Consider the following 25767-nt stretch of genomic DNA (forward strand, 5'->3'; position numbering starts at 1 on the left):
ACTAAATATCTAATTCAAAGGCTTCATGGAGGGCTTGCACCGCTTCTTCTAACCGTTCTTCCTCAATGACCACAGAGATTTTAATCTCAGTGGTGCCAATCATTTGAATATTGATGCCGCGATCCGCCAAGGTTTTAAACATGGTACTGGCAATGCCTGAATGGGATTTCATGCCGACGCCTACCATGGAGAGCTTGGCAATGGTATCATCTGCTAATACTTCTCGAGCGCCTAATTTGACAGCTGTCTGCTCCAAGATCTTTAAGGCCTGTTGACAATCATTACGATGCACTGTGAAAGTAAAATCTGTCGTACCATCTACGCCTTGATTCTGAATAATCAAATCAACATCAATATTTGCGTCTGAAATTGGCGCTAAAATCTGAAAGGCCACGCCTGGCTTATCGGGCACCCCTAAAATCATTAATTTTGCTTCATCACGGCTGAAAGCAATGCCGGAAATCAGTGGTTTTTCCATTTTGGATTCCTTTACTAAATGCTCTTCTGCGGTAATTAAGGTGCCGCCCCCTTCTTGAAGCGAGGACAACACTCTTAATGGCACTTTGTATTTACTGGCAAATTCCACAGAGCGAATCTGTAAGACTTTTGCACCTAAGCTGGCGAGCTCTAACATCTCATCATAGGTGATCACATCCAATCTTTTCGCTTTGGGTTCCACCCGTGGATCTGTGGTATAGACACCATCCACATCCGTATAGATTTGACACTCATCCGCATTCAAAGCTGCGGCCAAAGCGACCGCTGTGGTGTCAGAACCACCGCGACCCAAAGTAGTAATATCTCCCGATTCAGTTACGCCTTGGAAGCCAGCGACCACCACCACTTTGCCTTGATCTAACTGCTGTTGAATTTTTTCGCCATTTATATGCGTAATGCGTGCTTTGCTGTGCACATCATTGGTTTGAATGGGGACCTGCCAGCCGGTATAAGAGATGGCCTCCAGCCCTTTTTGCTGCAACGCCATGCTTAACAACGCAATTGTCACCTGCTCGCCAGTGGACAGCAAGGTATCCATTTCACGCTTATTGGGCTGCTCCTGCATCTCTTCCGCTAAAGCAATTAAACGGTTGGTTTCACCACTCATCGCGGAAACGGTGACCACGACTTGATCCCCCGCTTCTACCGCTTTGGCGACCTTATTCGCCACATTTTGAATACGCTCCACATTCCCTACGGAAGTGCCGCCGTATTTTTGAACAATTAATGCCATTTCAGCACTCCCTAACTTTTATTCTGATTTTTAACCCAATCGACCACTGAGGCGAGGGCGGCATCCAACTGACTGGGGTCTTTACCACCGGCTTGTGCCATATCTGGACGACCGCCGCCTTTTCCACCCACCTGTTGGGCAACGTGATTCACCACTTCACCCGCTTTAAAGGTGTCGGTGATCGCTTTACTTACGCCTGCCACCAGGTTGACTTTATCGTCCCCTGCGGTCCCCAAGACAATCACGGCAGGTTTCAGTTTTGAGCGCAATTTATCCAGCGTATCGCGCAGGACATTCATATCTGCCCCTTCTAATTTCGCTGCTAGGACATTCACGTCACCCACTTTTACCGCTTGATTGACCAGTTCATCCCCTTGAGAAGACGCTAATTTGGCTTGTAAGGACTTCAGTTGTTTTTCAATTGTTTTTTGCTGTTCAAGCATTTGAGAAACTTTTCTCACCACTTGCTGACGGTCTGATTTGACCTGCTCTGCAATCGCATGCAAATCATCTTCCGTTTGGTAAATGGCTTGCCAAGCGTGCTCTCCTGTCACCGCTTCAATACGGCGTACCCCTGAAGCGATACCGGTTTCATGCAAAATTTTAAAGGGGCCAATATCCCCCGTGGCGTTCACATGGGTGCCCCCACACAGCTCAACGGAAAATTCCCCCATATCGACTACACGTACAACATCGCCATATTTTTCACCAAACAGAGCCATCGCCCCCATCTCTTTGGCGGCTTCAATCTCCATCTCTTGGGTGCCAACCGGTGAATTCAATAGGATATTTTTATTCACCAACTGCTCAATTTCCCTTAACTTTTCTTCTGCAATCGGTTCAAAATGCTGGAAATCGAAACGTAAACGCTCAGGCGTAACCAAGGACCCCTTCTGCTGAACATGATCACCCAGCAAGGTGCGTAAGGCCGCGTGCAAAAGGTGTGTCGCCGAGTGGTTGCGTTCTGAATTGCGCCGTTTCGCCACATCAATTTGCGCATGGATTTTTTGCCCAGTTTGCAGCGTGCCCGCAGTCACTTCTCCATGATGTAAAAACAGCTGATTCTGTTTTTGCGTATCCGCAACATGAAAGCTGTTCATCCCTTCAGTCAAGCTGCCAGTATCCCCGACTTGCCCACCGGACTCCGCATAGAAAGGGGTTTTATCCAAAATGACAATCCCGCTTTCCCCTTGCTGTAAGCGTTCAACTTGTTGGCCGTCCTTAAACAAGGCCAAGATTTGCGCATCGACTTCATCTTCAGCATAACCGACAAATTCGGTTTCCCCTTCAAAGTCCACTTCGCCCTGCGTGGTGGAGGCAAAATTGCTGGCCGCACGCGCCCGTTCTCTTTGCGCTTCCATCGCTTTAGCAAAACCGGCTTCATCCACTGTCAACCCACGTTCCCGTGCGACATCGGCGGTTAAATCCAATGGGAAACCATAGGTATCATAGAGTTTAAAGGCCAGTTCACCGTCAATAACGTGCCCTTTTAGGTTGGCAATCGCCTCTTCTAATAGCTTCATGCCGTGTTCAAGCGTTTCGGCAAAACGTTCTTCTTCTAACTTCAAAGCGCGTTCTACTTCCGCTTGCGCTTTAGGCAGTTCAGGATAAGCGTCTCCCATCTGATCCACCAAAGTCGGGACCAGCTTGTGGAAGAAAGGTTGATTGACCCCTAGTTTATACCCATGACGAATGGCACGGCGAATAATGCGACGCAGCACATAACCACGCCCTTCATTCGCAGGCAGCACTCCGTCTACAATCATAAAGGCACAAGAGCGAATATGGTCGGCAATCACTCTTAAAGAGCTATGGGTTAAATCTTTTTCACCGGTCAACTCAGAGGCTTTTTTCACAATGGCTTGGAAAAGGTCAATATCATAGTTATTGTGAACACCTTGCATCACTGCAGCCAAACGCTCCAATCCCATGCCCGTATCGACAGAAGGTTTGGGAAGTGGCGTTAGGGTACCATCCGCATCCCGGTTAAACTGCATAAACACCAGATTCCAAATCTCAATATAGCGATCACCGTCTTCATCAGGCGAGCCTGGAGGGCCACCGGCCACTTCTGGACCATGGTCGTAGAAAATCTCTGAACAGGGGCCGCAAGGACCGACATCGCCCATTGACCAGAAATTATCTTTGGCACCACAACGCGAGAAGCGCTCGGGACTCACCCCCACCTCTTGCAACCAAATCGCTTCCGCTTCCTGATCCTCTTCAAAGACGGTCACCCAGAGTTTCTCTTCTGGCAATCCCAACTCTTTCGTCAAGAATTCCCAAGCATATTGAATGGCTTCACGCTTAAAATAATCTCCAAAGCTGAAGTTCCCCAACATCTCAAAAAAGGTGTGGTGACGTGCGGTATAGCCAACATTTTCCAAATCATTGTGCTTACCACCCGCCCGAATACAGCGTTGCACGCTGGTCGCACGCGTATAATCGCGTTTCTCTTTGCCAAGAAACACATCCTTAAACTGCACCATGCCTGCATTGGTAAACAGCAAAGTCGGATCATTAGCAGGCACCACTGGGCTCGAGTGAACAGCGGTATGGCCATTTTTAACAAAAAAGTCTATAAACGCTTTTCTGAGTTCTGCACTGGTCATAAAGGGTAACCTTCAACTTTTAAAAATAAATTTGTTAAGAGACCTTTGCATGAGATGGTTTTACGGCTAAAAATGAGAAAAAATTTTCCATATCTAGGCGGGAAACGCAGGCAATAGCCAACTATTGCCAAGTTTTCCAACAACGATAAGGGAAATTTTAGCCATTTTTAGCCGTAAAACCATCTCATGCAAAGGTCTCTGATAATATCTTATTGAAAACTTTTCCAAATCTGTTCACTGGTAAAGCCCCGGCTCTGCAAAAAACGCATGCGCTTGGCCTGCTCATTACGCTGGTTCGGTTTTTGCGCATCGCCATATTTTTTAATGAGCACCTGTTGTGCCAAGCCTATCCAATCCGCATCCTCCAACGCCAAATAGGCTTCAATCAAGTCTGATCGTGAAGTGCGTTGCTGCAAGGTTTGTCGGATTTTATTGGGGCCTTGTCCTTTTTGCAGCGCTTGATGCACATAGGCTTCCACATAACGTTCATCCGACTGCCAATTCTCTGCTTGCGCCTGTTCTAAAAACCATGGCCACCAGCTTTGCCAATCCTGCCAAGCCCCCGAGGCTAAAATCGATTCAGCCATCTTTGAGTTTTCAGGCGAAGCTTTTTGCCAATTTTCCCAGTCCTGCAGGGTCAGATGGGCTATTTTTTCAGCAAAGCTGTGTTGAAACTTCTGTTTTAACTCTAAGTCCCCATGCTCTCGCACCGCCAACCAACTCAACAGCTTTCTCTGCATCTGCTGAATCAGCTGAGGAATTTCCGTTTCTGCACTCGCTAGCATCTACTGTTCAGCTTCAATCTGCTCAACTTTTTGCGGCAGCAATTTTTCACGCAGTTGTTGTTCAATCGTCTCTTTAATCTCGGGATTTTCTTTTAAGAAATTACGCACATTATCCTTACCTTGGCCAATTTTTTGACCTTGATAAGCATACCAAGAGCCTGATTTCTCAATGAGTTTCTCTTTTACCCCTAAATCAATAATTTCACCTTCACGCGAAATGCCTTCACCATAGAGGATTTCAAATTCGGTTTGCTTAAAAGGCGGCGCCACTTTGTTTTTCACCACCTTCACTCGGGTCTCATTCCCAAGGATCTCTTCGCCCTTTTTAATGGCGCCAATTCGACGGATATCCAAACGAACTGAAGCATAGAATTTCAAGGCATTCCCACCGGTGGTGGTTTCTGGGCTTCCAAACATGACCCCAATCTTCATACGAATTTGGTTAATAAAGATGACCAATGTATTGGTGCGCTTAATATTCGCAGTCAATTTACGCAAAGCCTGCGACATCAAACGCGCTTGCAAGCCCATATGCGAATCACCCATATCGCCTTCAATTTCTGCTTTTGGGGTCAAGGCAGCGACTGAGTCAATGACCACAATATCGACTGCCCCCGAACGTACCAATGCATCGGCAATTTCAAGCGCTTGTTCACCCGTATCCGGTTGTGACACCAGTAGATTGTCAATATCAACCCCCAGTTTTTCTGCATAAATCGGATCGAGTGCATGCTCTGCGTCCACAAAGGCCGCTGTGCCACCCAACTTTTGCATTTCCGCAATGGCATGCAAGGTCAAGGTGGTTTTACCAGAAGACTCTGGACCATAAATTTCTACAATACGCCCTCGAGGAAGTCCGCCTATTCCTAAAGCGATGTCTAAGCCTAAAGAACCGGTTGAAACGGCATCAATATCACGCTGGGCATTTTTATCTCCCATGCGCATAATGGAACCTTTCCCAAACTGTTTTTCAATCTGTCCCAAAGCAGCATCCAGCGCTTTTTTCTTATTTTCGTCCATGACTTCCTTCCTTATCGGCTTCTTCAATCGAGCGGCAAAAAATGACGGAATATTATCCCATAAATATCGAGCTATTTCACTGCTTTTACACCAACAGTTTTTTCACCCCCATTAAGGCAGCTAAAGTGGATTGCTGGCGTACCGCGGTGCGATCCCCTTTAAATAAAAAGCGTTCACTTTTCACAACCACCTCGCCACTTGCGCTCTGCCGCGCCCAAGCCATCCAAACGGTGCCCACTGGCTTTGCATCCGTCCCCCCTGTAGGTCCAGCAATACCACTGACCGCTACAGCAACTTGTGCATGGGCTTGCTTTAAAGCACCTTGTGCCATCTGCTCAACACAGGCTTGGCTCACTGCCCCATCAGTCAAAAAGACCTCGGCTTTCACACCCAACATCTCCTGCTTAGCCTCATTGGTATAGGTCACAAAACCGCGATCAAACCAGGCGGTACTCCCCGGTAGCCGCGTTAAGGCTTCGGCAATCATGCCCCCGGTACAAGATTCTGCGGTAACGATTTTTAAGCCTTCCCGTTTTAACTGTGCTGTTAATGGCACCAATGTCTTCATCAGTTGATTCATTTCACCCCTTCCTTCAGATTCACCTTCCACGCCCACTTAACTTTGCTGAGCGTTTAAGTTAGCATACCCTTTTTATTTAGAATTTTGCAATCCGATGCCCAAAAAAGAGACCACTGCACAACACACGCCCATGATGCAACAGTATCTAAAGGTAAAGGCCGAACATCCGGATCACCTGCTGTTTTATCGCATGGGGGATTTTTATGAACTGTTTTATGAAGATGCGGTTAAGGCGTCGCAACTGCTCGACATCACCCTCACTGCGCGCGGCAAATCTGCTGGACAACCGATTCCCATGGCGGGCATCCCCCACCATTCGGCGGAAAGCTATTTGGCCAAACTGGTCAAGTTAGGGGAATCGGTCGCGATTTGTGAACAGATTGGGGATCCAGCTACTTCAAAAGGGCCAGTGGAACGTAAAGTGGTCCGCATTATCACCCCTGGCACTTTAGTTGAAGAAGCGCTTCTTGAAGAGCGTAGCGAAAACTTATTGGCCGCCATAGCCGTGGTTAATCAGACCTTTGGACTGGCGATTTTAGAAGTCTCCAGCGGTCGTTTTGAAGCCACAGCCTTAGAGGATTTTCAAGCGCTTCAAGCAGAAATAGAACGGCTCAAACCGGCCGAAATTTTAATCCCCGATGAAACGGATGAACGTCTAGCGCAACTAAGCTCTGAATATGCCAGCACGCGCTGGGTGCGTTATCCTGCTTGGCATTTTGAACCGCAAGCGGGTCGTCAACGCTTGATTCAGCATTTCCAAACGCAAGACCTCACCGCTTTTGGCTGTGAGCAAAGTTTACCCATTCAGGCGGCAGCAGGTGCCATTCTGCACTATGCCAATGCCATGTTGCAAAATCAGCTTAGCCACATCACCAGTTTGCACAGCTATGAAGCCACCGACGCCTTGGTATTGGATGCCACCAGTCGCCGCAATCTAGAGCTGGACCAAAATTTACAAGGGGGACAAGCGCATACCCTATTTGCCATTCTGGACCAATGTCAAACCGCTATGGGGTCTCGTTTACTGCGTCGCTGGCTCAACCAACCTTTGCGCCACCTTCCAACCTTGCAGCAACGACAACAGGCGATTGGAGAGCTGCTTGAAAATTTAAATTATGAAACTGTGCAAAGCCAGCTGAAACCGATCGGTGACTTACAACGCATTTTAAGCCGCGTCGCGCTTTACAATGCACGACCTCGTGATCTGTTGCAATTGGGGATCGCCTTAAAGGCGTTACCAGCGCTCTATCAAACCCTCACCCCTCTTGCAAGTGAAAAGTTAAAAGCCCTGCAACACGCCTTAACTCCCCAGCCAGAGCTGGCCGATGAACTCGATCGTGCCATTATTGATAACCCACCGATGTTGATTCGAGATGGCGGCGTGATTAAACACAGCTATGATACAGAACTGGACGAACTGCGCGCCTTGAAATCGCAAGCCGGCGACTATCTCATTGCACTTGAACAACGGGAAAAAGAACGCACCGGCATTCCCACGCTTAAGGTTGGCTATAACCGTGTACATGGCTACTATATTGAGGTCAGCAAACAGTACAGCGAGCAGGTACCGGCTGAATATGTGCGCCGTCAAACGCTAAAAGCGCAAGAACGATACATTACGCCAGAATTAAAAACCTTTGAAGATAAGGTGTTAAGCGCGGGTGAAAAAGCGCTCGCACGAGAAAAATGGCTCTATCAGCAACTACTCGAAATGCTGAATCGACATCTGGAGCCCTTACAAAATTTGGCGGATGCGATCGCTGAGCTGGATGTCCTCTCTAATCTCGCTTATCAAGCACAAGCGCTCGACCTCAATTGCCCTCAATTTAGCAATGCCCCTGTCCTTCAAATCGAACAAGGTCGCCATTTAACGGTGGAAGCGCTCTCTTCAGAGCCTTTTATCCCCAATGACACCCTTTTTAGCGAACAAAAAAGACTGCAAATTATTACCGGTCCCAATATGGGGGGCAAATCGACCTATATGCGGCAAACGGCTTTAATTGTGATTTTGGCCTATATGGGCAGCTATGTGCCCGCTGCTGGCGCAACCATTGGGCCTGTGGACCGCATTTTTACCCGCATTGGTGCTTCAGATGATCTGACCTCAGGGCGTTCTACCTTTATGGTAGAAATGACAGAAACGGCCAATATTTTGCACCATGCCACGGAGCATTCCTTGATTCTAATGGATGAAGTCGGCCGTGGGACTTCGACCTTTGATGGTTTGGCGCTGGCTTGGGCGATTGCAGAGCAGATGGCCAGTGAAATCAAAGGCTACTGTCTCTTTGCCACACACTATTTTGAACTGACCCAACTGGCTGAGTCCTTTACCACCGTCAGTAATGTGCATCTGACCGCAATGGAGCATCAGGATAAAATTGTGTTCTTGCACCAAGTGCAGCCGGGGCCCGCTTCACAAAGCTATGGACTACAAGTCGCCGCACTGGCAGGCGTTCCTAAACCGGTCATTCAACGCGCCAAAACCTTGCTCAACATGCTGGAAAAACAGAGTGCACAGCAAGCGCAAGCGCCCAGTCCACAATTTGATCTCTTTGCTGAAATAGACGCTCCACCTCCTCCCTCTGCCGAGGCGCTTGCACTTGAAAAACTGAAAAAAGCCCTTATGGAAATAAATCCAGATGAGATGACCCCTAAACAAGCATTAGAGACTTTATACGACTTAAAAAAAACCGTTAATGGAGAAGATGAATGTCACAAGCAATGATTGTCGAAATTACCCCTGAAAATTTTCAACAAATGGTGATTGAAAACTCCATGCACTTGCCGGTCTTAGTTGACTTCTGGGCGCCTTGGTGTGGTCCCTGCAAACAAGTGATGCCCCTCTTAGAACAGCTGGCGCAAGAGTGGGCAGGGCGTTTTATTTTGGCGAAAGTCAATACTGAAGAGCAACAGGAACTGGCGGCTCAATTCCAGATTCGGGGCATTCCTCATTTCAAAATTTTCCATAAAGGAGAAGTGGTCAAAGAGCTGCAAGGCGCCTTGCCAATTACTGAATTTAAAGCAGCCTTAGAACCTTACCTAAAACCTGATGAGTCCGAAGAGCTTCGCTTGCAAGCGCAACAAGCCTTTGCTGAAGGCCGCTATGAAGAAGCGACCGAATTGCTGGGCAAAGCCTCTCAAGCTAACCCCAATAATTACAAGGTTCATTTAGACCTGGTGAAGATGTATCTGCAGACCGGTCATATGGATAAGGCGCAAGCTCTGTTTAATAAACTGCCTGATGAAGCGAAAAAATCCCCTGAAGGGAAAGAACTTGGGTTGATTTTACGCTTCTCCAGCATTGTGGCTGAAGCTGGCGATATTGAACAGATTCAACAAACTTTAGAAAAAGACCCCAATAATGCGGAGGCACTCTATGATCTGGCTGGCTATCTCATGCTACATAATAAGATCGAGGAAGCCATGCAAACCTTACTCAAACTGTTTATGGTCAATCGCGACTATAAAGATGGCATTGCCCGTCAAACCCTACTCGAGCTATTTGACGCCTTGCAAGCCTCTCAACCTGAGTTGGTCAACACCTATCGGCGCAAGTTACAAAACCTGCTTTTTTAAAGTGACAATAGGGCATTGGCAGAGAGCCAATGCCTGCAAACTATAAACAAGAAACTTGATTAATTTTCCCTGGGAACTTTTAAGCAATCAGCTTAATTCCCCTGAGACCTTTGCATGAGTGGGATGCGAGCTAAAAATGAGAAAAAATTTTCCATATCTAGGCGGGAAACGCTGGCAATAGCCATCTATTGCCAAGTTTTCCAACAACGATAGGGGAAATTTTAGCCATTTTTAGCCGTAGAACCATCTCGTGCAAAGGTCTCTATTTATAAGGTATTAACCATCATTATGACGACCCCGCTCAATGCACAAATTGAAACCAGTTTTAAAGGCGAAAACTTAACCCTCAAAGGGACGCTGGATCTCGATCATTTACATTATGATCCGGAAAACCCCATTCCAGTTTACCACCATATTGCGACGCAAAATAACATTGACCAATACAGCTATCTCTATGAAATTCTTGAGGTTGAACCAGTACATTTCAGCAGTGAGGATCCTGTTGTAGCGCAATTTATCTCTGAAGATGGCACGCATTTTGACTGGGAAGGCTTCGAAAAGGCGCGAAAAACGCAACAGGCTGCACAAGCCACTGAAAAGCTATTGGCAAAATATAAAAATCAGTTAACGTCTGAAGACGCCTTAAAACAGGCACTGATCGAGGCTTATCTTTTAGGAAGCAAACAGGGTGACTGATTTTTCAGCAAAGCAAGCAGGTCAATATGACCTTTTAGTCACCCAGCCGGATACGCTGTTAAATGTACTGACTCAGCTGACACAGCATCAACTTAGCCAGCAAACCCTAAAACAGCTGCTCAAGAATGGCAGTGTTTGGCTACAATCGCCAAAGCGCAAACCTGAAAGAGTCCGGCGTGCCAAAAAGCAACTCAATCCAGGACAGCAACTCTTTTTATATTATCAACCGGAACTGCTGCACACCCAAGCGCCCACCCCCACGTGTTTAGCCGACTATGACGACTATTCCGTTTGGTATAAGCCCAAAGGGATGGCATCACAGGGCAGTAAATGGAGCGATGCGCATGCACTTTATCGTTGGGTAGAAATGCATGATGCGCAACAGCGGCCAGCATTTATTATTCATCGATTAGACCGTCACACCGATGGCATTCTATTACTCGGCCACGGAAAAAAAATCGCGGCGCAGTTAAGCCAACTGTTCGAAAGTCGACAAACCGAAAAGCGTTATCTGGCTTGGGTTGAAGGCGAATTTATGCCGCAAAACCAGCTATGCGATCTGCCTATTGACGGCAAGCCTGCCAAAAGCTGGCTGCAAGGACTCACCACTGAAACAGATGCGCAAGGGCGCAGAAGTTTGCTAGAGATTCAAATTGAAACCGGCCGCAAACATCAAATTCGCCGCCACTGTGCCGCCTTAGGGCACCCCATAGTTGGCGACCGGCTTTATGGACACACTCAAACAGAGCCTAAAGTAGATATGCAGCTCAGCAACTTCTTTTTAAGCTTTCCCTGCCCGATCACTCAGCAGCAACAGACCTTTAATTTGCTCTGTAAACCCGAGTGGCAAGCCTTAATAAACTTGGCTTGGGAACCTGAAAAGGCACTGCTAAAAGCTAAAAATAGCTAACCCCCACGAGATTTTTTTGCCCTTTATTGCGGTCATACTCACCCAATGGCATTAACACCCACTCCCACTGCCTTTCAGGTTCAGGCAGGGACACTTCCCAAGTGGGATCCCAGCGGTCGAGCACTTTTCCCGCTCGGTTAAATTCAATGTCTTCTCGATCTGCAATCAAACAGACTGGGCAGGACTGCTGCTGTAAAAAATCCAAATGCTGCTTGACGATCAGAGTGCCAACTTCACCGGCTAAAGTCTCTGGAAGCTGCTGTTGTTCGATCAACCAGCGCACTGGAATTAAAGGAATTTGGGTAATCAAGTTTAAGGAAACCACCGCAGAAACCGAGTTTTCTGCCCAAATAGACGCCAACTGCTTGGCAGGACTGGGGAATTTGGCGTTTTCCGCAGCCGCCGCCCTGTTTTTGCCCAGGTGTTGCTCAATCTGTACCAAGGTAGCTTTAATTCTCGAGGGTTTGGTCAGTTCTTTGCGATAGATCGGCGCCACCCAACCGGTGATTTCAATTTCATGCAGCTCGACATTCGCATAACGTTGAGCATAGTCTCGACTCTCTTTTAAAAAGACAATGTCCACTAAGATCACTTTTTGAAATTGGCTCGCTAAACGAGGCAACGGTATATCTTGCAGAGAACCTGCTCCCAAAATGACCATACACGTTTTGTCTTCACACGCTTTGGCCAACTTTAAAATGGCGCGCTGACAATTCTGATAATGGCTCTGCCAGGTGGAAAAACAGCGCTCTCTTCGCGCGGCCATCGCAATGGTTTCATGCAAAAAACCCATTTTTTTTACTTCTGGACTTTGCACAGGGGTGGTCAAGGATTGCCATAACTCTTTCAGCATCAGTCTTTATCCAATCCCAGTGCTTGCATCTTGCGCGTCAAGGTATTGCGCCCCCAGCCAAGCAAAACGGCCGCTTTCTGCCGATGATTCAGGCTCGCCTTCATAGCCGCTTCTATTAACACCTTCTCCATTTTTGGTTCTGCCGCTGTATACAACCCTTCTTTACCCTCAGCTAAAAAGTTTTCCGCCCAGTGATACAACGGACGCTCCCAATCCGTTTCCTGCTCACTGACCGTCAATGGCAGGTGTCCCTGCTGCAATTCCAAAGGGAGATCCTCCATCTGCACCACCTTGTCTGGTGCCATAATGGTCAGCCAGGTGCATAGACTCCGCAGTTGACGCACATTGCCTGGCCAGGGGAGGCTTGAGAGATATTTTTCAACCGATTTACTGAGCTGCTTCTCTTCCAATCCGTAGGTTTTCGCCTCTTCTTCTAAGTAGAATTGCAACAGTAAGGGAATATCCTCTCGCCGCTCTCTTAAAGCGGGCACCTTAATCCGAATCACATTCAGACGATAGAGCAAATCTTCCCGAAATCGACCTTCTCGTACCAACTGCTCCATATTTTGGTGCGTTGCGGCAATGATGCGGACATCACTGCGAATCGGCGAACGCCCACCAACCCGATAAAAACTGCCATCATTTAACACCCGCAGCAACCGGGTCTGCAAATCCACCGGCATATCCCCAATTTCATCTAAAAACAGCGTGCCACCATTGGCCTCTTCAAAGCGGCCAATGCGTTGGCTGTTCGCCCCCGTAAAAGCCCCCTTTTCATGACCAAAGAGTTCGGACTCTAAAAGATCTCGTGGAATGGCAGCCGTATTCAGCGCGACAAAAGGCTGATGCGCTCGTGGACTCAGTTCATGCAGCGCTTTGGCCACCAGCTCTTTACCGGTCCCGGTCTCGCCATTGATGAGCACGGTCACATCTAGCTGGGAAACCCGTCCCAAAATACGGAACACCTCCTGCATCGCCGGTGCGCCCCCAATAATATTGAGGGGCTGTTTATCGGCTGTTTTCTTGCTTGAGATTTTACGACCCGAAAACTGCTTTTTAATCGCCCGCTCAATAAAACTGATGGCATCATCCACCTCAAACGGTTTCGGTAGATATTCAAAAGCTTTGCTCTGATAACTTTTCACCGCCGTACTTAAGTCTGCATGCGCGGTCATAATAATGACGGGCAAATCTGGATTTTGCTCGTGCAGGGCTTCCATAAAGGTCAGGCCATCCATCTCAGGCATCCGCACATCGGAAATGACCACGGTGGGCGGTGCTTGCTCATAATGTTGCAACGCTTGTAGCGGACTGTCAAATGCATACACCTCATAGGGTTTGTCTTCTAAAGCCGCCTCCAGCACCCAACGCACCGAAGCATCATCATCCACGATCCATACCACCGGTACTTGTGCTTTTCTTTTCATTTTGTCACACCTAAAGGTAAATAAATTTTAAAACAGGTTTCCCCCGGCTCACTACTGGCCACAATCAGCCCATCATGAGCGCGTACAATATTTTGCGAGACAGGCAGTCCCAAGCCAGTACCGGCTTTTTTGCTGGTCACCATCGGATAAAAAATTGAATCAAACATCTCTGGCGGAATCCCTTCGCCTTCGTCCGTAATCGAAATGACTGCCACCAGAGGGTGCGTGGCATTTCCAAGGGTAAATTTTCGTTCAACACGCGTTTGAATGGTCAAAATGCCGCCATGTTTCTCCATCGCTTGATAAGCATTCAGAATAATATTCATTAAAGCTTGCACCATCGGTTCAAACGCTATTTCAATTTCTGGAATACTGGCATCATAATCCAATTTAATCGCCACATTTTTCGGTTTACTGCTTTCTAACACCTCCAACACATAGCGAATAAGGTAATGAATATTTTCCGGCTGTTTTTCCATATTGAGTTCAGGCCCCAGCATGCGGTTCACTAGGTTCTCTAATCGCTGCACTTCCTTCAGAATCACCTGTGTAAAACGCACCGTTTTCTCTGCCTGCGGCTGTGACTGCTTCTGTAACTGTTTTTCTAATAGTTGCGCCGCGCCATAGATACCAGCCAGCGGATTTTTGACTTCATGTGCCAAGGTCTTCACCAACATATTACCCGCCTCATATTGATGCCAGCGCTCATCCTCTTCGGTAATCTGCTGATGACGTTCAATATTAAACAGTTCCAATAGCCAGCCTGGTTGATCCTCCAATTCACACGGTACGATGGTGGCACTGATGCGCAATTTACTCGCATCCGGTCGCTGCAAGGTATATTCATGCACGGTCAGTTTTTCATCTCGAATCGACTCAATTTCTGGAAATAGGTTCGGCACGACGGAACGCCAAAGCACACCTTGCGCTTGGCGACTTGAGATCTGCAGCAATTCTGAGGCAGCAATATTGAGATAGCGAATGCGGGTCTGCTGGTCCAACCAAATCACCGCGCCATTGAGACTTTCTAATAACTCCAACTGCTGTTTTGTCGTCAAAGCCGTACTTTTATGTGGCATGCGGCTTGACTCCAATGGTTTCTGCTAAGCGGGTATCCACCACCTGTGCTTTCCCGTCAACCTGTAAGGTGATGGGTCCCTTCAGTGGCGCTTTACTGATCACCTTAACCACCTGCCCAGTCATCAAACCTAAAGATTGTAAATAGCGTAACGCTTCTGGCGAGCCATTGCGAATCCGTTGAATTTCCACCAGCGCCCCCTCTTCTGCTTCACTTAAAGGAAACCAAGGTTCATCTGGAACTTCAAAATCGGCCGACGGAATGGGGGAACCATGAGGATCATGCGTGGGTTTGCCCAAAGCCAGCCACATCTGATGTGTCAGCTTATCGGAAATCGTATGCTCCAACACTTCCGCTTCTGCATCCACTTCATCCCAACCATAGTTCAGCTTTTCCACCAGATAGAGTTCTAAAATCCGATGCTTACGAATCAACCCCACTGCCACCCGACGCCCGGCTTCCGTGAGATGTGCACCATAATAGGGCGCGTGCTCAACCAGCCCGCGTTCTGCCAGCTTTTTTAAGGTCATGGAAACATTTGCTTTAGACACCCCCAAGCGCTCTGCCAAAAGTGTCGTCGACACCCCTTGTTTTTCATCTTCTTGGGTTTCCGACAATTTATAGATTGCTTTTAAAATGTCCTCAATGGCTCGACTGAGCTGCTGTTCACCCATCTCAACACCTACTGATTTGTCTTCATCATTTCAATCACTACATCGGCTGGCGGAAAGCCCATCACATAGACCACCGCAAATAATATCGCCAAAATAATCCGCGTATGCAGTTTAAACAGCAAATTTGGTAAAAAAACAAACGCAAAGCCTAAGGCTGCAATGGCACTGCCCCAAGCTGAAAGCGTCAATGCCAATAATGCCATTAAGACACCTAAAGCCATCAAATAATAATGCCAGGTAAAAGGCGCTCTTTTCGGTTGATGAGACATGCGGTAAACTTTCCTTAAATGATTTAATTCACGATGCGACCTTTGCAATAAGTGCTGTGCGCGCTAAAATTTTAGCCATTTTTAGCCGTGGCGTCATCCCGTGTAAAGGTCTCCATTATAGTGCAGACAAAATGAAAATGATTGAAAAGGAATTAAGAATGAAAACATTAGCAAATCCAATTGTTGTGGTCGGCTTAGGGGAACTGGGCAGCGTTTTTGCGCGTGGCTTTTTAAAATCAGGCTATCCTGTCATCCCCGTGACTCGACAAATGTCTATGGAGAGCGTCGCGCAAGAGGTGACAGCGCCAACAGCGGTCTTAATTGCGGTTGGGGAAAATGACCTCCATCCTGTGCTCGAACAACTGCCTGAAGTATGGAAAGATCGCACCATTTTGATTCAAAATGAACTGCTGCCTAGAGACTGGCAACAACATCAAATTGAAACGCCCACTGTCATTTCCGTTTGGTTTGAAAAGAAAAAAGGGATGGACAGCAAAGTGGTGCTGCCCTCTCCAATATGGGGACCGCACGCGCGTTTAGTCTTTGATGCTTTAGCCACCTTAGATTTACCCAGTTATCTGGTGGATAGCCTTGAAGAGATGACCTATGAATTGGTGCGCAAAAATCTCTATATCTTGACCACCAATATCGCCGGACTTGAACTGCCTGAGGGCTGTACTGTGCAACAGCTGCGCGATGAACACGCTGAATTGATGGAAGCGGTCGCGGAAGATGTCCTGAAAATCCAGTCAGCACTGACCGGTATTCAATGGGAGAAAGAAAGTCTCATCGACGGCATGTTAGAAGCCTTTGATGGCGACCCAGAGCACAAATGTATGGGTCGCTCTGCACCTGCTCGTTTAGCAAGAGCTTTAAAGATGGCTCAGACGCATCACCTTTCGGTGCCGACTTTAGAAACCATTGCACGAGATGTTTCTACGGCTAAAAATGCGTAAGACCTTTGTATGCGTAAATAACAACTCTTTTATTCAAAAATCTCTATTTTAACCACATCATAGGCGGGCGTTTCATAGGGATGCGCCTGCTTTAAGGCTATAATGACCTGCTGGATTTTATCGGTTTCACAGACCATTTCAACTCGATATTCCTCTAGGGTTTCAACCTTTCCAACTTCTCCAATAAAGGCATGGCTACCTGGCATTGGCTTAAACTGTCCCAGCCCTTTCACTTGCCAACTGCACTGCTCATAGTGTCCAATTTTACCAGCGCCGGCTACAAACATCGCTTGCTTCACCTGCTCCAAATGGCTTTCAGGCACATAAAATCCGATTTTATACATTCCAACCTCCTAATCTATTAAAATAACAGTCACAAAAATCTAAGGAGCGCCCCATGCGAAATTTACTGATTGTTTTTATCATTATTCTAGCTCTTGGGTTAACTTCCGCCTTCACGGGAAGTGTGGTCTTTGCCAACATTGCAGGCCTCATCTCAGCACTTGGCTTTATGTATATTTACTTTAAAGATCGTCCCGATGAAGAGAGCCAGATAGAAAAACTGCGTCACCGAAACTGGTATATCGTCTTCTTAATCGGATTACTCTTTGCACTCATCTACGGCAGCCTTTGGAACGATAAAATCGGTGGCATGTAAATCCGTAGAGGGCACACAATACAAGGGCTTATAAACTGCCCCACTCGGTTTCAGCTCGCTTTTAAATAAGCAAACCTGTTGCACCTTTATGGCAGACATCGACTTTATTGCCCTCTGAGCTTCAGTCAATAACACACCTTTTTTTAAATGCGCGACGGTAATATGCGGGATAAACGCCTGTCTGGGCTTTGGAAAACCTAAGGCTTCCACACCTTTTAGCACTCGTTGATATAAAGCTTGTAAAGGGGGCACATTCTCTACGCGCACCACCCAATGCCGAGGCCGTTGAACAGAAGGGAAAGCTTCTAACCTAATAGGCTCGACCTCAAAACTTGTCCACCCTGCCTGCAACCACGTTTTCATTCCTTGTTGAATACGCTGAATCCGTGCTTCAGAAAAACCATTGCCTAAAAAGTAGAGCGTCATATGATAATTTTCAGGTGGCACCCAGCGCACCTGTTGCTGTTCATCAGCTGACAGTTGTTTCTTGATTTGAGTCACCGCCAACTGGAGTTGTTGGCGATCTGCCTCAGTTAAAGGGATGGCGATAAATCCTCGCATCTGTCTATTTTGATTCATTTGAAAACAGGATACAATACCTGATTTTTTAATCATTATAAACTCATGAAAAAACCACAACCGCTCACACCCGAAGGCTATCAAAAACTTAAAGATGAACTAGATCATCTTTGGCGTAAAGAGCGGCCTGAAGTTACCAAAATTGTCAGCTGGGCAGCCAGTCTTGGAGATCGTTCTGAAAATGCCGACTATCAATATAATAAAAGACGCTTGCGCGAAATTGACCGACGTGTTCGTTTTTTACGCAAAACACTTGAAAATGCACAAGTGGTTGAGTTTCATCCCAGACAAGCAGGCAAGGTCTATTTTGGTGCTTGGGTCACCCTAGAAGATGAAGCGGGTGAACAACTTAAATTTCGCATTGTCGGTGCAGAAGAAATCTATGGAGAAGAGGGCTACGTATCATTTAAAGCCCCTATTGCACGTGCCTGTCTTGGCAAAGCCATAGAAGATGAAGTTGTTGTACACACGCCAGAAGGAAAAAAACATTGGGTCATTACCGACATTCATTATCCTCAAGAGCGCGCTTAAGAAGCGCTCATGGGAATTTTACAATAAGCCCCGTTTTTGGGCGAAATAACCCAGAAGATAAAAGGCAAAAATAATCAGAAGCGGACGCCAAGCTTCCGCCACCGCATAAAGGCCACCCTGGATAAACGGCACGCCATAATTGATTAACAACGAAAACCCAAAAGCACTGATCAACACAAAAAGCGTCAATCGCCAGAACAGCCCCAAATTTGCGAGTTGTTTTTTCAGCCATTTGAGTAAGTCATTCCCAAAAATGACCAAGAGCGTTGCAACCCAAGCAAAGGCCAATAGTTCAAAATAAGGTTCTAATAGTTGACTGAACCAAACCATCAGTTGCAAGAGGTTTGATTCAATCTGTTGCCATACATCTGCCATTAGGATAACTCGATCGCTTTTATTTCTTGCTTGGCGCTCTCAACCGGCTCAGCCCAAAGATCATATTCATCTGCATCGGTAATTCTGACGGTCACAAACTCTCCTGGATTGAGCTCATACGCATCCGGGATAAACACCAATCCATCAATCTCTGGCGCATCGGCCATAGAACGTGCGACCGCGCCTTCGTCGTCAATCTCATCCACCAACACCTGCATGACTTGCCCAACTTTCGCTTGCATCTTTTCGGCACTGATACGCTGCTGGGTCAACATAAAACGTTCATAGCGAGCCTGTTTAATCTCATCAGGGACCTGCTCCGCAATCTCATTGGCCACCGCCCCTTCAACCGGGGAATACTGAAAACACCCCACTCGATCCAGTTTGGCCTCTTGCAAAAAATCGAGCAACGTTTGAAACTCTTCTTCCGTTTCCCCCGGAAACCCGACAATAAAAGTAGAGCGAATGGTCAGATTCGGCACTTGTTCACGCCAACGTTGAATGCGTTCAAGCGTTTTCTCAATATTACCAGGACGCTTCATCGCTTTAAGTACACGCGGATGCGCATGTTGTAAGGGCATATCTAAATAAGGCAAAATTTTGCCTTCAGCCATCAGCGGAATGACCTCTTCCACATTGGGATAGGGATAGACATAATGCAGCCGTACCCAAAATTCATCCACCCCACCGAGTTCGCCTAAGGCTTCAGCCAAACCATGCATGGAGGTTTTGGTGGGACGCCCCTCTGCAAAATCCGTTCGGTAATTAAAATCGACGCCATAAGCTGCCGTATCTTGAGAAACGACTAAAAGCTCTTTGACGCCCGCCTCTTTAAGTCGTTTCGCTTCTGATAACACTTCTCCGACTGGACGACTGACCAAATCGCCACGCATTGAGGGAATAATACAAAAGGTACAACGATGATTACACCCTTCAGATATTTTGAGATAAGCATAATGCTTAGGTGTCAACTTAATGCCTTGAGGTGGCATCAAATCAATGTAAGGATTGTGCGCTGGTGGCGCAACCACTTCATGAACCGCATTCAACACTTCCTCATATGCCGCTGGCCCTGAAACCGCCATCACTTTAGGATGGGCTTCAGTAATCACGTCAGATTTCGCGCCTAAACAGCCGGTGACAATCACTTTGCCGTTTTCTTCAAGGGCTTCACCTATGGTATCCAGCGACTCTTGTACCGCCGAATCAATAAATCCACAGGTGTTAACAATCACGGCATCCGCCTCTTCATAATCATTCGTCAACTGGTAGCCTTCTGCTCTCAGTTGCGTCAGAATGCGTTCCGAATCTACAGTGGCTTTGGGACAGCCTAAACTCACAATCCCAATCGTTGGTTGCGCTTTTGACACCAGATTTCCTCGAATTAATGACAGTGGCACTATTTTATCAACTTATCCATATTTCAGTGAATGAATCCTCAACAAAACCTTGGATAAATAGATTCTCAAATGTAAATAATTACTATTTACATGAATACAGCTTGCCATTATAATGGCTCACGATTGTTTAATTCTCTATAACCTTAAATAACCTTAAAGGAACTTTGAAAGATGACTCTAAACAAAATTAGACTGGCGATCGCAATGGCTTTGGCCACCACTTCGGCTGCACAAGCAGAACCCCCCCCTTTTAGTTATGAAGGCGGCATCACGGCCGTTGCCCAGAAGAGTGACCTCAAAAAATTAGAGGCTGGGTTCTCTGCCTCTGCAGATCTAGTCGTCCATTATCAAAAACAAGATTGGCAAATCAATTTACATCTAGAAGGTAATGCCACACCAGATGATAAGAGCATTACCGCACAGTTTTCGGATGTCAATGCAGATGCCTTTTCTGCCGTAGACAAAAATAATAATGGCCGCATACAAATTTCTGAACTCAACATAGATTATGCTGTTAAACACGCAGCCATAGATCAAATCAGTTTCGGCTTAATGGATGCCACCGCTTTTTTTGATGGCAATGAGATCATGAATGATGAGAATACACAATTTCTCGCTGCACCATTCACCAACAATCCAACCATCGAGTTCCCAGACTATACAGTCGGTGTGGTCACCGGCTTAAATATCGGTTTAAAACCTTATTTAAAAACCACTCTCGGTGCCTTCTCAGGAAAAGGAATAGGTGACAAAGAAGGTAAATACAGTTTCGCGCCGGATAAAGATGGTGGTTTTTTTATTGCTGAAACGCAACTCATGGAAACACCTATTCATAAACTCTCTGGTGGCGCTTGGTTACACACAGGGAAACACACCCACCTCAAAAAAACCACACAAGATGACCTGAATAACTACGGTTTTTATTTAACCGGTTCACATCAAATGGGTCAAAACACCTTTGCTTTTCGCTTAGGCTATAGTCGTCCAGAAGTCAATGAATTGAATAAGGTGTTAAGCTTAAGTATTCAACATCAATACAATACGCAATGGACCGGTGGTGCTGCCGGCAGCTATCAATCCGCTTCCTATGGCAATATCGATGATACACAAGCTTATGAAATCTATGCGCGCTACCAACCTTTGAAGGCGGATTTTTATATCACACCTTCCGTGCAATATTTCCGTAACACTTCAATTGCCAAAAATATTACCACTGCCAGTTTGCGGTTAAGTTATCAATTTTAAGAGACCTTAAGCATGCTTTTGAGGGGAAGACTCCCCTCGGCACTCATATCTAGAACGGTTTAAACACGACCAATACCAAGATTCCAAACAGAAGAAAAAGTGGAATTTCATTCATCCAACGGTAAAAAACACCCGTGTGATTGAGTTGATGATTCTCTGCCATGCGCTTAACTTGTACCTTACACCATAAATGATAGGCCAACAATAAAAGCACCAACGTCACTTTAACATGCAGCCAACCGGCTGTCGCAGGGAAATAAAGCACCCAAAGCGCAATCCCCGTGCCAATCGCAAACATCATGATTAAGGTCATAAACTTATAAAGTTTTTGCGCCATCACTACCAATCGATCCACACCTTCCCCATTTTCTTGCCCTTCTACATAATGGACAAAAATTCTGGGTAAATAAAAAAGACCAGCCATCCACGACATGACAAATAAAATGTGAAAAACGATGAGCCATAACAATAAATTTTGCATTTTTCCCCCTATTAAATTGTTACAATTTATTTCAATCTTTGATCTTCGTAAGAAGATAGATTATAACTTTAAACCAACAAGGAAAAATTAAAAATGAAAATTGAACAAGATAAGGTTGTTGAGATCAACTATACGCTGAAAGACAAAGAAGGGAACGTTCTTGACGCTTCTAATGGACAGCCTTTGGCCTATTTACATGGTCACGGCAACCTTATTCCAGGCTTAGAAAAGGAGCTAGAAGGAAAAGAACCGGGCGATAAATTTACGGTGACCGTTCCTGCAGCAGAAGCCTATGGTGAACGCCATGATGCCCTCGTGCAAAAAGGCATTCCAAAAGAGATGTTTCAAGGCGTTGAAAACCTAGAAGTGGGCATGCGTTTTGAAGCACAGACTGAACAAGGCCCTCAATCTGTTGAAATCACTGAAGTCACTGACGAAGGTGTGACCGTTGATGGTAACCATCCACTGGCAGGTCAGGATTTAACTTTTGATATCGAAGTCGTGGCCGTCCGCGATGCAACAGAAGAAGAACTTGAGCATGGTCATGCCCATGCGGGTGAACAGCAACAGTAAAAGCTAGCCTATAAATTCAAAGATCACGCTCTAAATAAAGCGTGATTGTCTGTTAAGGCAAACTTAAAAAAAGCCCTGCATTACGCAGGGCTTTTTTACAAGCGTCTATTTCTTTTTCTTTGGCGGCATCAAATCGGTAATGGTGCCTTCTGCCATCTCTGCCGCAAAGCAGAAGGTTTCGCTTAAGGTTGGGTGCGGATGAATGGTCAAGCCGATATCTTGCATATCAGCCCCCATTTCTATGGCCAACATCGCCTCAGCAATCAACTCACCTGCATTCGGCCCCACCATACCGCAGCCTAATAGTCGATGGGTTTTCGCATCAAACAGCGCTTTGGTCACCCCTTCATCTCGACCTAAACTCAAGCTACGGCCTGAAGCAGCCCATGGGAAAGCACCTTTTTCATATTCAACGCCTTCCGCCTTAAGTTGATCTTCCGTTTTACCTGCCCAAGCCACTTCTGGATCGGTATAGGCCACTGAAGGAATCCCCATTGGGGTAAAGGCACTGGGTAGCCCTGCAATCACTTCTGCGGCCACTTTTCCTTCATGCACCGCTTTGTGCGCCAACATCGGTTGCCCCACAATATCTCCAATGGCATAAATATGATCCACATTGGTTTTTTGACGCGCATCCACCTCAATAAAGCCCTGTTCATTGACCTGAACACCCGCTTTTTCGGCATCTATCAACTTGCCGTTAGGCGCACGACCGACTGCAACCAAAATACGATCAAAGGTATCGGTTTCTGGACAATCCTTGCCTTCAAACGAGACCACCAACCCTTTTTCAGTCGCTTCAACATGGGTGACCTTTGAATTTAGATAGATGTTCTCATACTGTTTTTTGATCTTCTTCAGCAGTGGACGAGTAATATCCTTATCTGCACCTGGAATAATGGTATCCCCTAGCTCGACAACCGTGATGTTCGCTCCTAAGCTGTCATAAACTTGTGCCATCTCTAAGCCAATAATGCCGCCACCAATCACCAACATGCGTTCTGGAATCTCTTCTAACTCTAAAGCATCGGTGGAATCCATCACTCTTGGATCCTCATGCGGAATAAAGGGCAATTTCACCACACGGGAGCCGGCAGCAATAATGGCATTTTCAAAGGCGATGGTTTGTGTCATGCCATCTGCCATTTCAACGGTGACCGTATGATCTGAACTGAACTTCCCATAGCCTTGCACCACTTCCACTTTGCGGGCTTTCGCTAGGCCAGATAAGCCACCGGTGAGCTTATTGATCACCGAATTCTTAAAATCTCGTATTTTATTCAGATCAATTTCAGGCTCTGCAAAAGTAATCCCGTGCTGGCTCATCTCACGTGTCTCATTCAACACCACAGACATATGCAACAAGGCTTTAGAAGGGATACAGCCCACATTTAAGCAAACGCCACCAATTTGACTGTAGCGTTCAACCATAATCACTTTTTTACCAAGATCTGCTGCACGGAAGGCAGCAGTGTAGCCACCCGGGCCGGAGCCCAGCACCAGCACTTCGCACTGCTTATCCGCTTCGGGTAACTCAGCTGCACTCACCGCTTGCGGCGCTGTTGAGCTTTCTTGAGCCGCTGAAGCGTCTGTCTCTGCTTTTGGCGCCTCTTGAGTAGAGGTATTCACCTCAGGTGCTGACGCTTCGCCATCTGCAATCTCAATCGTACCAATTAGAGAGCCTTCTTTGACCTTATCTCCGACAGCGATATTAACGCTTTCAATTTTGCCGGCATAGGGTGAAGGAATTTCCATCGTCGCTTTATCGGACTCCAAGGTAATTAAGGAATCATCTTGTACCACTTCATCTCCCGGTGCCACCAAAACTTCGATCACATCCACTTCGGCAAAGTCACCAATGTCAGGGACACGAATTTCTGTAATTTTGCTCATGAGTCCCTCCTACAACAATAGCTGACGAATATCGGTTAAATATTGACCGACGGTGGTGGTAAAACGCACACCTTCGGCGCCATCAATCACCCGGTGATCATAAGAGACACTAAATGGCATAATCAAACGCGGTTCAAACTCAGAGCCATTCCAAACAGGTTGCATTTTGGCTTTAGACAGTCCCATAATTGCCACTTCAGGCGCATTCACAATTGGGGTAAACTGCGTACCGCCAATGCCGCCCAGGCTGGAAATAGAGAAAGTGCCGCCTGACATATCTTTTGGTGTTAGCTTGCCTGCGCGAGCGCGTTGGCTCACTTCCATCAGCTCTTGTGAAAGCTCAAAAATCGATTTCTGATCCACATCACGAATAACGGGTACCACCAAGCCATTAGGCGTGTCCACCGCTATACCGATATTGTAGTATTTCTTCAAAATTAAAGACTGTGTGTCTGGCGACAGAGAGCTGTTGAAATTGGGGAACAGTTTCAATGCCTGCACCACTGCCTTCATAACAAAAACCAAAGGTGTCAATTTGACACCGGCCTGTTCCGCTTTCGCCTTCATTGCCTTACGGAAAGCATCTGTCTCCGTAATATCGCACTCATCAAATTGCGTGACATGCGGACTGTTTAGCCAACTGGCGTGCAAATGTTTCCCTGAAATCTTCTTAATCCGCCCCAACTCAACTGTTTCTGTTTCCCCAAATTGGGAGAAATCAATTTGCGGTAAGGGTGGAATGCCCGCACCGGTTGTCGCTGCTGGTGCTGATTGCGATCCTTGCATAACAGACTTAATAAAGCCTTCAACATCCGCTTGCGTGATCCGTCCTTTAGGACCTGTGCCTGCCACTTGAGCGAGATCGACGCCTAATTTACGCGCAAAGGCGCGCACGGATGGGGAGGCATGAAAAACAGCCCCTGCAGGTTGTGAATTGATCGGCTTTTCTGCGGCGGGCGCAGGCGCGTTTCCAACGGCAGGTGCAGCCTTAGGCGCAGGTTCAGCTGCGGCAGCAACTTCTGTCTGAGCGGAAGTTGTCGCTTCAGGTTCCGCTTCTACCGGCGCAGCCGTTTCTTCGGCTTGTGCTGTGGGTGATACGCTCGCTTGATCTTCATCCACTTCAATTTCCAGAATAGGCGTACCTTCGCTCACCTTATCTCCAACATTGATCAGCACTTTTTTGACCGTGCCGGAAACGGTGGAAGGAATTTCCATGGTGGCTTTATCAGATTCTAAAGTGATCAGTGAATCATCAACATCCACATGATCTCCTTCATTCACCAAAATTTCAATCACATCGACCTGATCAAAATCACCAATATCAGGTACCGTCACTTTCATAATTGACATAATGTCTCCTCAACA

26 protein-coding genes are annotated in these 25767 nt (G+C 46.7%); 9 read left to right on the forward strand and 17 right to left on the reverse strand.

Annotated features, from left to right (window positions below):
* Nucleotide 1 precedes the first annotated feature (1 nt).
* The 5 genes from ACYQ05_RS03500 to ACYQ05_RS03520 all read right to left on the reverse strand — a co-directional run bounded on the left by ACYQ05_RS03500 (nucleotide 2) and on the right by ACYQ05_RS03520 (nucleotide 6228).
* Nucleotides 2-1231, reverse strand: a complete 1230-nt coding sequence (locus tag ACYQ05_RS03500; RefSeq protein WP_459818371.1) for an aspartate kinase — start codon at nucleotides 1229-1231, stop codon at nucleotides 2-4.
* A gap of 11 nt (nucleotides 1232-1242) precedes the next feature.
* Nucleotides 1243-3843 carry an alanine--tRNA ligase gene (gene alaS / locus ACYQ05_RS03505; RefSeq protein WP_459818373.1) on the reverse strand — a complete coding sequence of 867 codons (2601 nt, stop codon included), beginning with the start codon at nucleotides 3841-3843 and terminating at the stop codon, nucleotides 1243-1245.
* 209 nt (nucleotides 3844-4052) lie between these two features.
* Nucleotides 4053-4628: a regulatory protein RecX gene (locus ACYQ05_RS03510; RefSeq protein ID WP_459818375.1), complete on the reverse strand. Its 576-nt coding sequence runs from the start codon at nucleotides 4626-4628 to the stop codon at nucleotides 4053-4055.
* Nucleotides 4629-5648 carry a recombinase RecA gene (recA, locus tag ACYQ05_RS03515; RefSeq protein ID WP_459818377.1) on the reverse strand — a complete coding sequence of 340 codons (1020 nt, stop codon included), beginning with the start codon at nucleotides 5646-5648 and terminating at the stop codon, nucleotides 4629-4631.
* Nucleotides 5649-5733: 85 nt separating this feature from the next.
* Nucleotides 5734-6228: a CinA family protein gene (locus ACYQ05_RS03520; RefSeq protein WP_459818379.1), complete on the reverse strand. Its 495-nt coding sequence runs from the start codon at nucleotides 6226-6228 to the stop codon at nucleotides 5734-5736.
* Between the two features lie 94 nt (nucleotides 6229-6322).
* On the opposite strand from ACYQ05_RS03520, the gene mutS reads away from it, so the two are divergent.
* From mutS to ACYQ05_RS03540, 4 genes are all read left to right on the forward strand, one after another.
* Complete coding sequence (gene mutS, locus ACYQ05_RS03525; RefSeq protein ID WP_459818381.1) at nucleotides 6323-8953, forward strand: DNA mismatch repair protein MutS; 2631 nt, start codon at nucleotides 6323-6325, stop codon at nucleotides 8951-8953.
* On the forward strand, nucleotides 8938-9804 hold the full coding sequence (locus tag ACYQ05_RS03530; RefSeq protein WP_459818383.1) for a tetratricopeptide repeat protein: 867 nt from the start codon (nucleotides 8938-8940) through the stop codon (nucleotides 9802-9804). Before mutS ends, ACYQ05_RS03530 begins: the two co-directional genes overlap by 16 nt.
* Nucleotides 9805-10092: 288 nt before the next feature.
* Nucleotides 10093-10500 (forward strand): hypothetical protein, encoded by a 408-nt coding sequence (locus tag ACYQ05_RS03535; protein WP_459818384.1) that lies wholly within the window; start codon nucleotides 10093-10095, stop codon nucleotides 10498-10500.
* A complete protein-coding gene (locus tag ACYQ05_RS03540) occupies nucleotides 10493-11410 on the forward strand; it encodes an RluA family pseudouridine synthase (protein WP_459818386.1) in 918 nt (305 codons plus the stop codon). The genes ACYQ05_RS03535 and ACYQ05_RS03540 overlap by 8 nt, the downstream gene beginning before the upstream one ends.
* Here ACYQ05_RS03540 and ACYQ05_RS03545 read toward each other — a convergent pair.
* From ACYQ05_RS03545 to ACYQ05_RS03565, 5 genes are read right to left on the reverse strand one after another with little or no spacing between them, the layout of a single operon-like run.
* Nucleotides 11397-12263, reverse strand: a complete 867-nt coding sequence (locus ACYQ05_RS03545) for a hypothetical protein (RefSeq protein ID WP_459818388.1) — start codon at nucleotides 12261-12263, stop codon at nucleotides 11397-11399. The genes ACYQ05_RS03540 and ACYQ05_RS03545 overlap by 14 nt on opposite strands.
* On the reverse strand, nucleotides 12263-13690 hold the full coding sequence (gene ntrC, locus ACYQ05_RS03550) for a nitrogen regulation protein NR(I) (protein ID WP_459818390.1): 1428 nt from the start codon (nucleotides 13688-13690) through the stop codon (nucleotides 12263-12265). Before ntrC ends, ACYQ05_RS03545 begins: the two co-directional genes overlap by 1 nt.
* A complete protein-coding gene (gene glnL / locus ACYQ05_RS03555; RefSeq protein ID WP_459818392.1) occupies nucleotides 13687-14769 on the reverse strand; it encodes a nitrogen regulation protein NR(II) in 1083 nt (360 codons plus the stop codon). The genes ntrC and glnL overlap by 4 nt, the downstream gene beginning before the upstream one ends.
* On the reverse strand, nucleotides 14759-15442 hold the full coding sequence (locus tag ACYQ05_RS03560) for a metal-dependent transcriptional regulator (protein WP_459818394.1): 684 nt from the start codon (nucleotides 15440-15442) through the stop codon (nucleotides 14759-14761). The genes glnL and ACYQ05_RS03560 overlap by 11 nt, the downstream gene beginning before the upstream one ends.
* Nucleotides 15443-15450: 8 nt before the next feature.
* Nucleotides 15451-15711, reverse strand: coding sequence for a hypothetical protein (locus ACYQ05_RS03565; protein ID WP_459818396.1), 261 nt, complete (start codon nucleotides 15709-15711; stop codon nucleotides 15451-15453).
* A 158-nt stretch (nucleotides 15712-15869) separates the two neighbouring features.
* Here ACYQ05_RS03565 and ACYQ05_RS03570 point away from each other — a divergent pair, with 158 nt between their 5' ends.
* Nucleotides 15870-16667 (forward strand): hypothetical protein, encoded by a 798-nt coding sequence (locus tag ACYQ05_RS03570; RefSeq protein ID WP_459818398.1) that lies wholly within the window; start codon nucleotides 15870-15872, stop codon nucleotides 16665-16667.
* Nucleotides 16668-16696: 29 nt separating this feature from the next.
* Here ACYQ05_RS03570 and ACYQ05_RS03575 read toward each other — a convergent pair whose 3' ends face one another.
* Nucleotides 16697-17011, reverse strand: a complete 315-nt coding sequence (locus tag ACYQ05_RS03575) for a YqfO family protein (RefSeq protein ID WP_459818400.1) — start codon at nucleotides 17009-17011, stop codon at nucleotides 16697-16699.
* 53 nt (nucleotides 17012-17064) lie between these two features.
* Between ACYQ05_RS03575 and ACYQ05_RS03580 the strand changes: the two genes are divergently transcribed.
* On the forward strand, nucleotides 17065-17325 hold the full coding sequence (locus tag ACYQ05_RS03580) for a hypothetical protein (RefSeq protein WP_459818401.1): 261 nt from the start codon (nucleotides 17065-17067) through the stop codon (nucleotides 17323-17325).
* On the opposite strand, the gene thpR is transcribed toward ACYQ05_RS03580, so the two are convergent.
* Nucleotides 17269-17904, reverse strand: a complete 636-nt coding sequence (gene thpR, locus ACYQ05_RS03585) for an RNA 2',3'-cyclic phosphodiesterase (RefSeq protein WP_459818403.1) — start codon at nucleotides 17902-17904, stop codon at nucleotides 17269-17271. The genes ACYQ05_RS03580 and thpR overlap by 57 nt on opposite strands.
* A 45-nt stretch (nucleotides 17905-17949) precedes the next feature.
* Between thpR and greB the strand changes: the two genes are divergently transcribed.
* Entirely contained in the window at nucleotides 17950-18435 is a 486-nt protein-coding gene (greB, locus tag ACYQ05_RS03590; protein WP_459818405.1) for a transcription elongation factor GreB, read from the forward strand.
* An 18-nt stretch (nucleotides 18436-18453) separates the two neighbouring features.
* Here greB and ACYQ05_RS03595 read toward each other — a convergent pair whose 3' ends face one another.
* Nucleotides 18454-18810 (reverse strand): DUF3392 family protein, encoded by a 357-nt coding sequence (locus tag ACYQ05_RS03595; protein ID WP_459818407.1) that lies wholly within the window; start codon nucleotides 18808-18810, stop codon nucleotides 18454-18456.
* Nucleotides 18810-20180: a 30S ribosomal protein S12 methylthiotransferase RimO gene (gene rimO, locus ACYQ05_RS03600; RefSeq protein WP_459818409.1), complete on the reverse strand. Its 1371-nt coding sequence runs from the start codon at nucleotides 20178-20180 to the stop codon at nucleotides 18810-18812. Before rimO ends, ACYQ05_RS03595 begins: the two co-directional genes overlap by 1 nt.
* 201 nt (nucleotides 20181-20381) lie before the next feature.
* Here rimO and ACYQ05_RS03605 point away from each other — a divergent pair, with 201 nt between their 5' ends.
* Nucleotides 20382-21455, forward strand: coding sequence for a hypothetical protein (locus ACYQ05_RS03605; protein WP_459818411.1), 1074 nt, complete (start codon nucleotides 20382-20384; stop codon nucleotides 21453-21455).
* Between the two features lie 49 nt (nucleotides 21456-21504).
* Here ACYQ05_RS03605 and ACYQ05_RS03610 read toward each other — a convergent pair whose 3' ends face one another.
* Entirely contained in the window at nucleotides 21505-21936 is a 432-nt protein-coding gene (locus ACYQ05_RS03610; RefSeq protein WP_459818413.1) for a CopD family protein, read from the reverse strand.
* Nucleotides 21937-22029: 93 nt separating this feature from the next.
* Here ACYQ05_RS03610 and slyD point away from each other — a divergent pair, with 93 nt between their 5' ends.
* Nucleotides 22030-22509, forward strand: a complete 480-nt coding sequence (slyD, locus tag ACYQ05_RS03615) for a peptidylprolyl isomerase (RefSeq protein ID WP_459818414.1) — start codon at nucleotides 22030-22032, stop codon at nucleotides 22507-22509.
* A gap of 105 nt (nucleotides 22510-22614) precedes the next feature.
* On the opposite strand, the gene lpdA is transcribed toward slyD, so the two are convergent.
* The gene (lpdA, locus tag ACYQ05_RS03620) at nucleotides 22615-24402 is read right to left on the reverse strand and encodes a dihydrolipoyl dehydrogenase (protein ID WP_459818416.1); all 1788 of its coding nucleotides are present in this window, start codon (nucleotides 24400-24402) and stop codon (nucleotides 22615-22617) included.
* 9 nt (nucleotides 24403-24411) lie between these two features.
* Nucleotides 24412-25752 carry a dihydrolipoyllysine-residue acetyltransferase gene (aceF, locus tag ACYQ05_RS03625; protein WP_459818418.1) on the reverse strand — a complete coding sequence of 447 codons (1341 nt, stop codon included), beginning with the start codon at nucleotides 25750-25752 and terminating at the stop codon, nucleotides 24412-24414.
* Between the last annotated feature and the right edge of the window lie 15 nt (nucleotides 25753-25767).

It is taken from the genome of Galenea microaerophila, assembly GCF_054657255.1.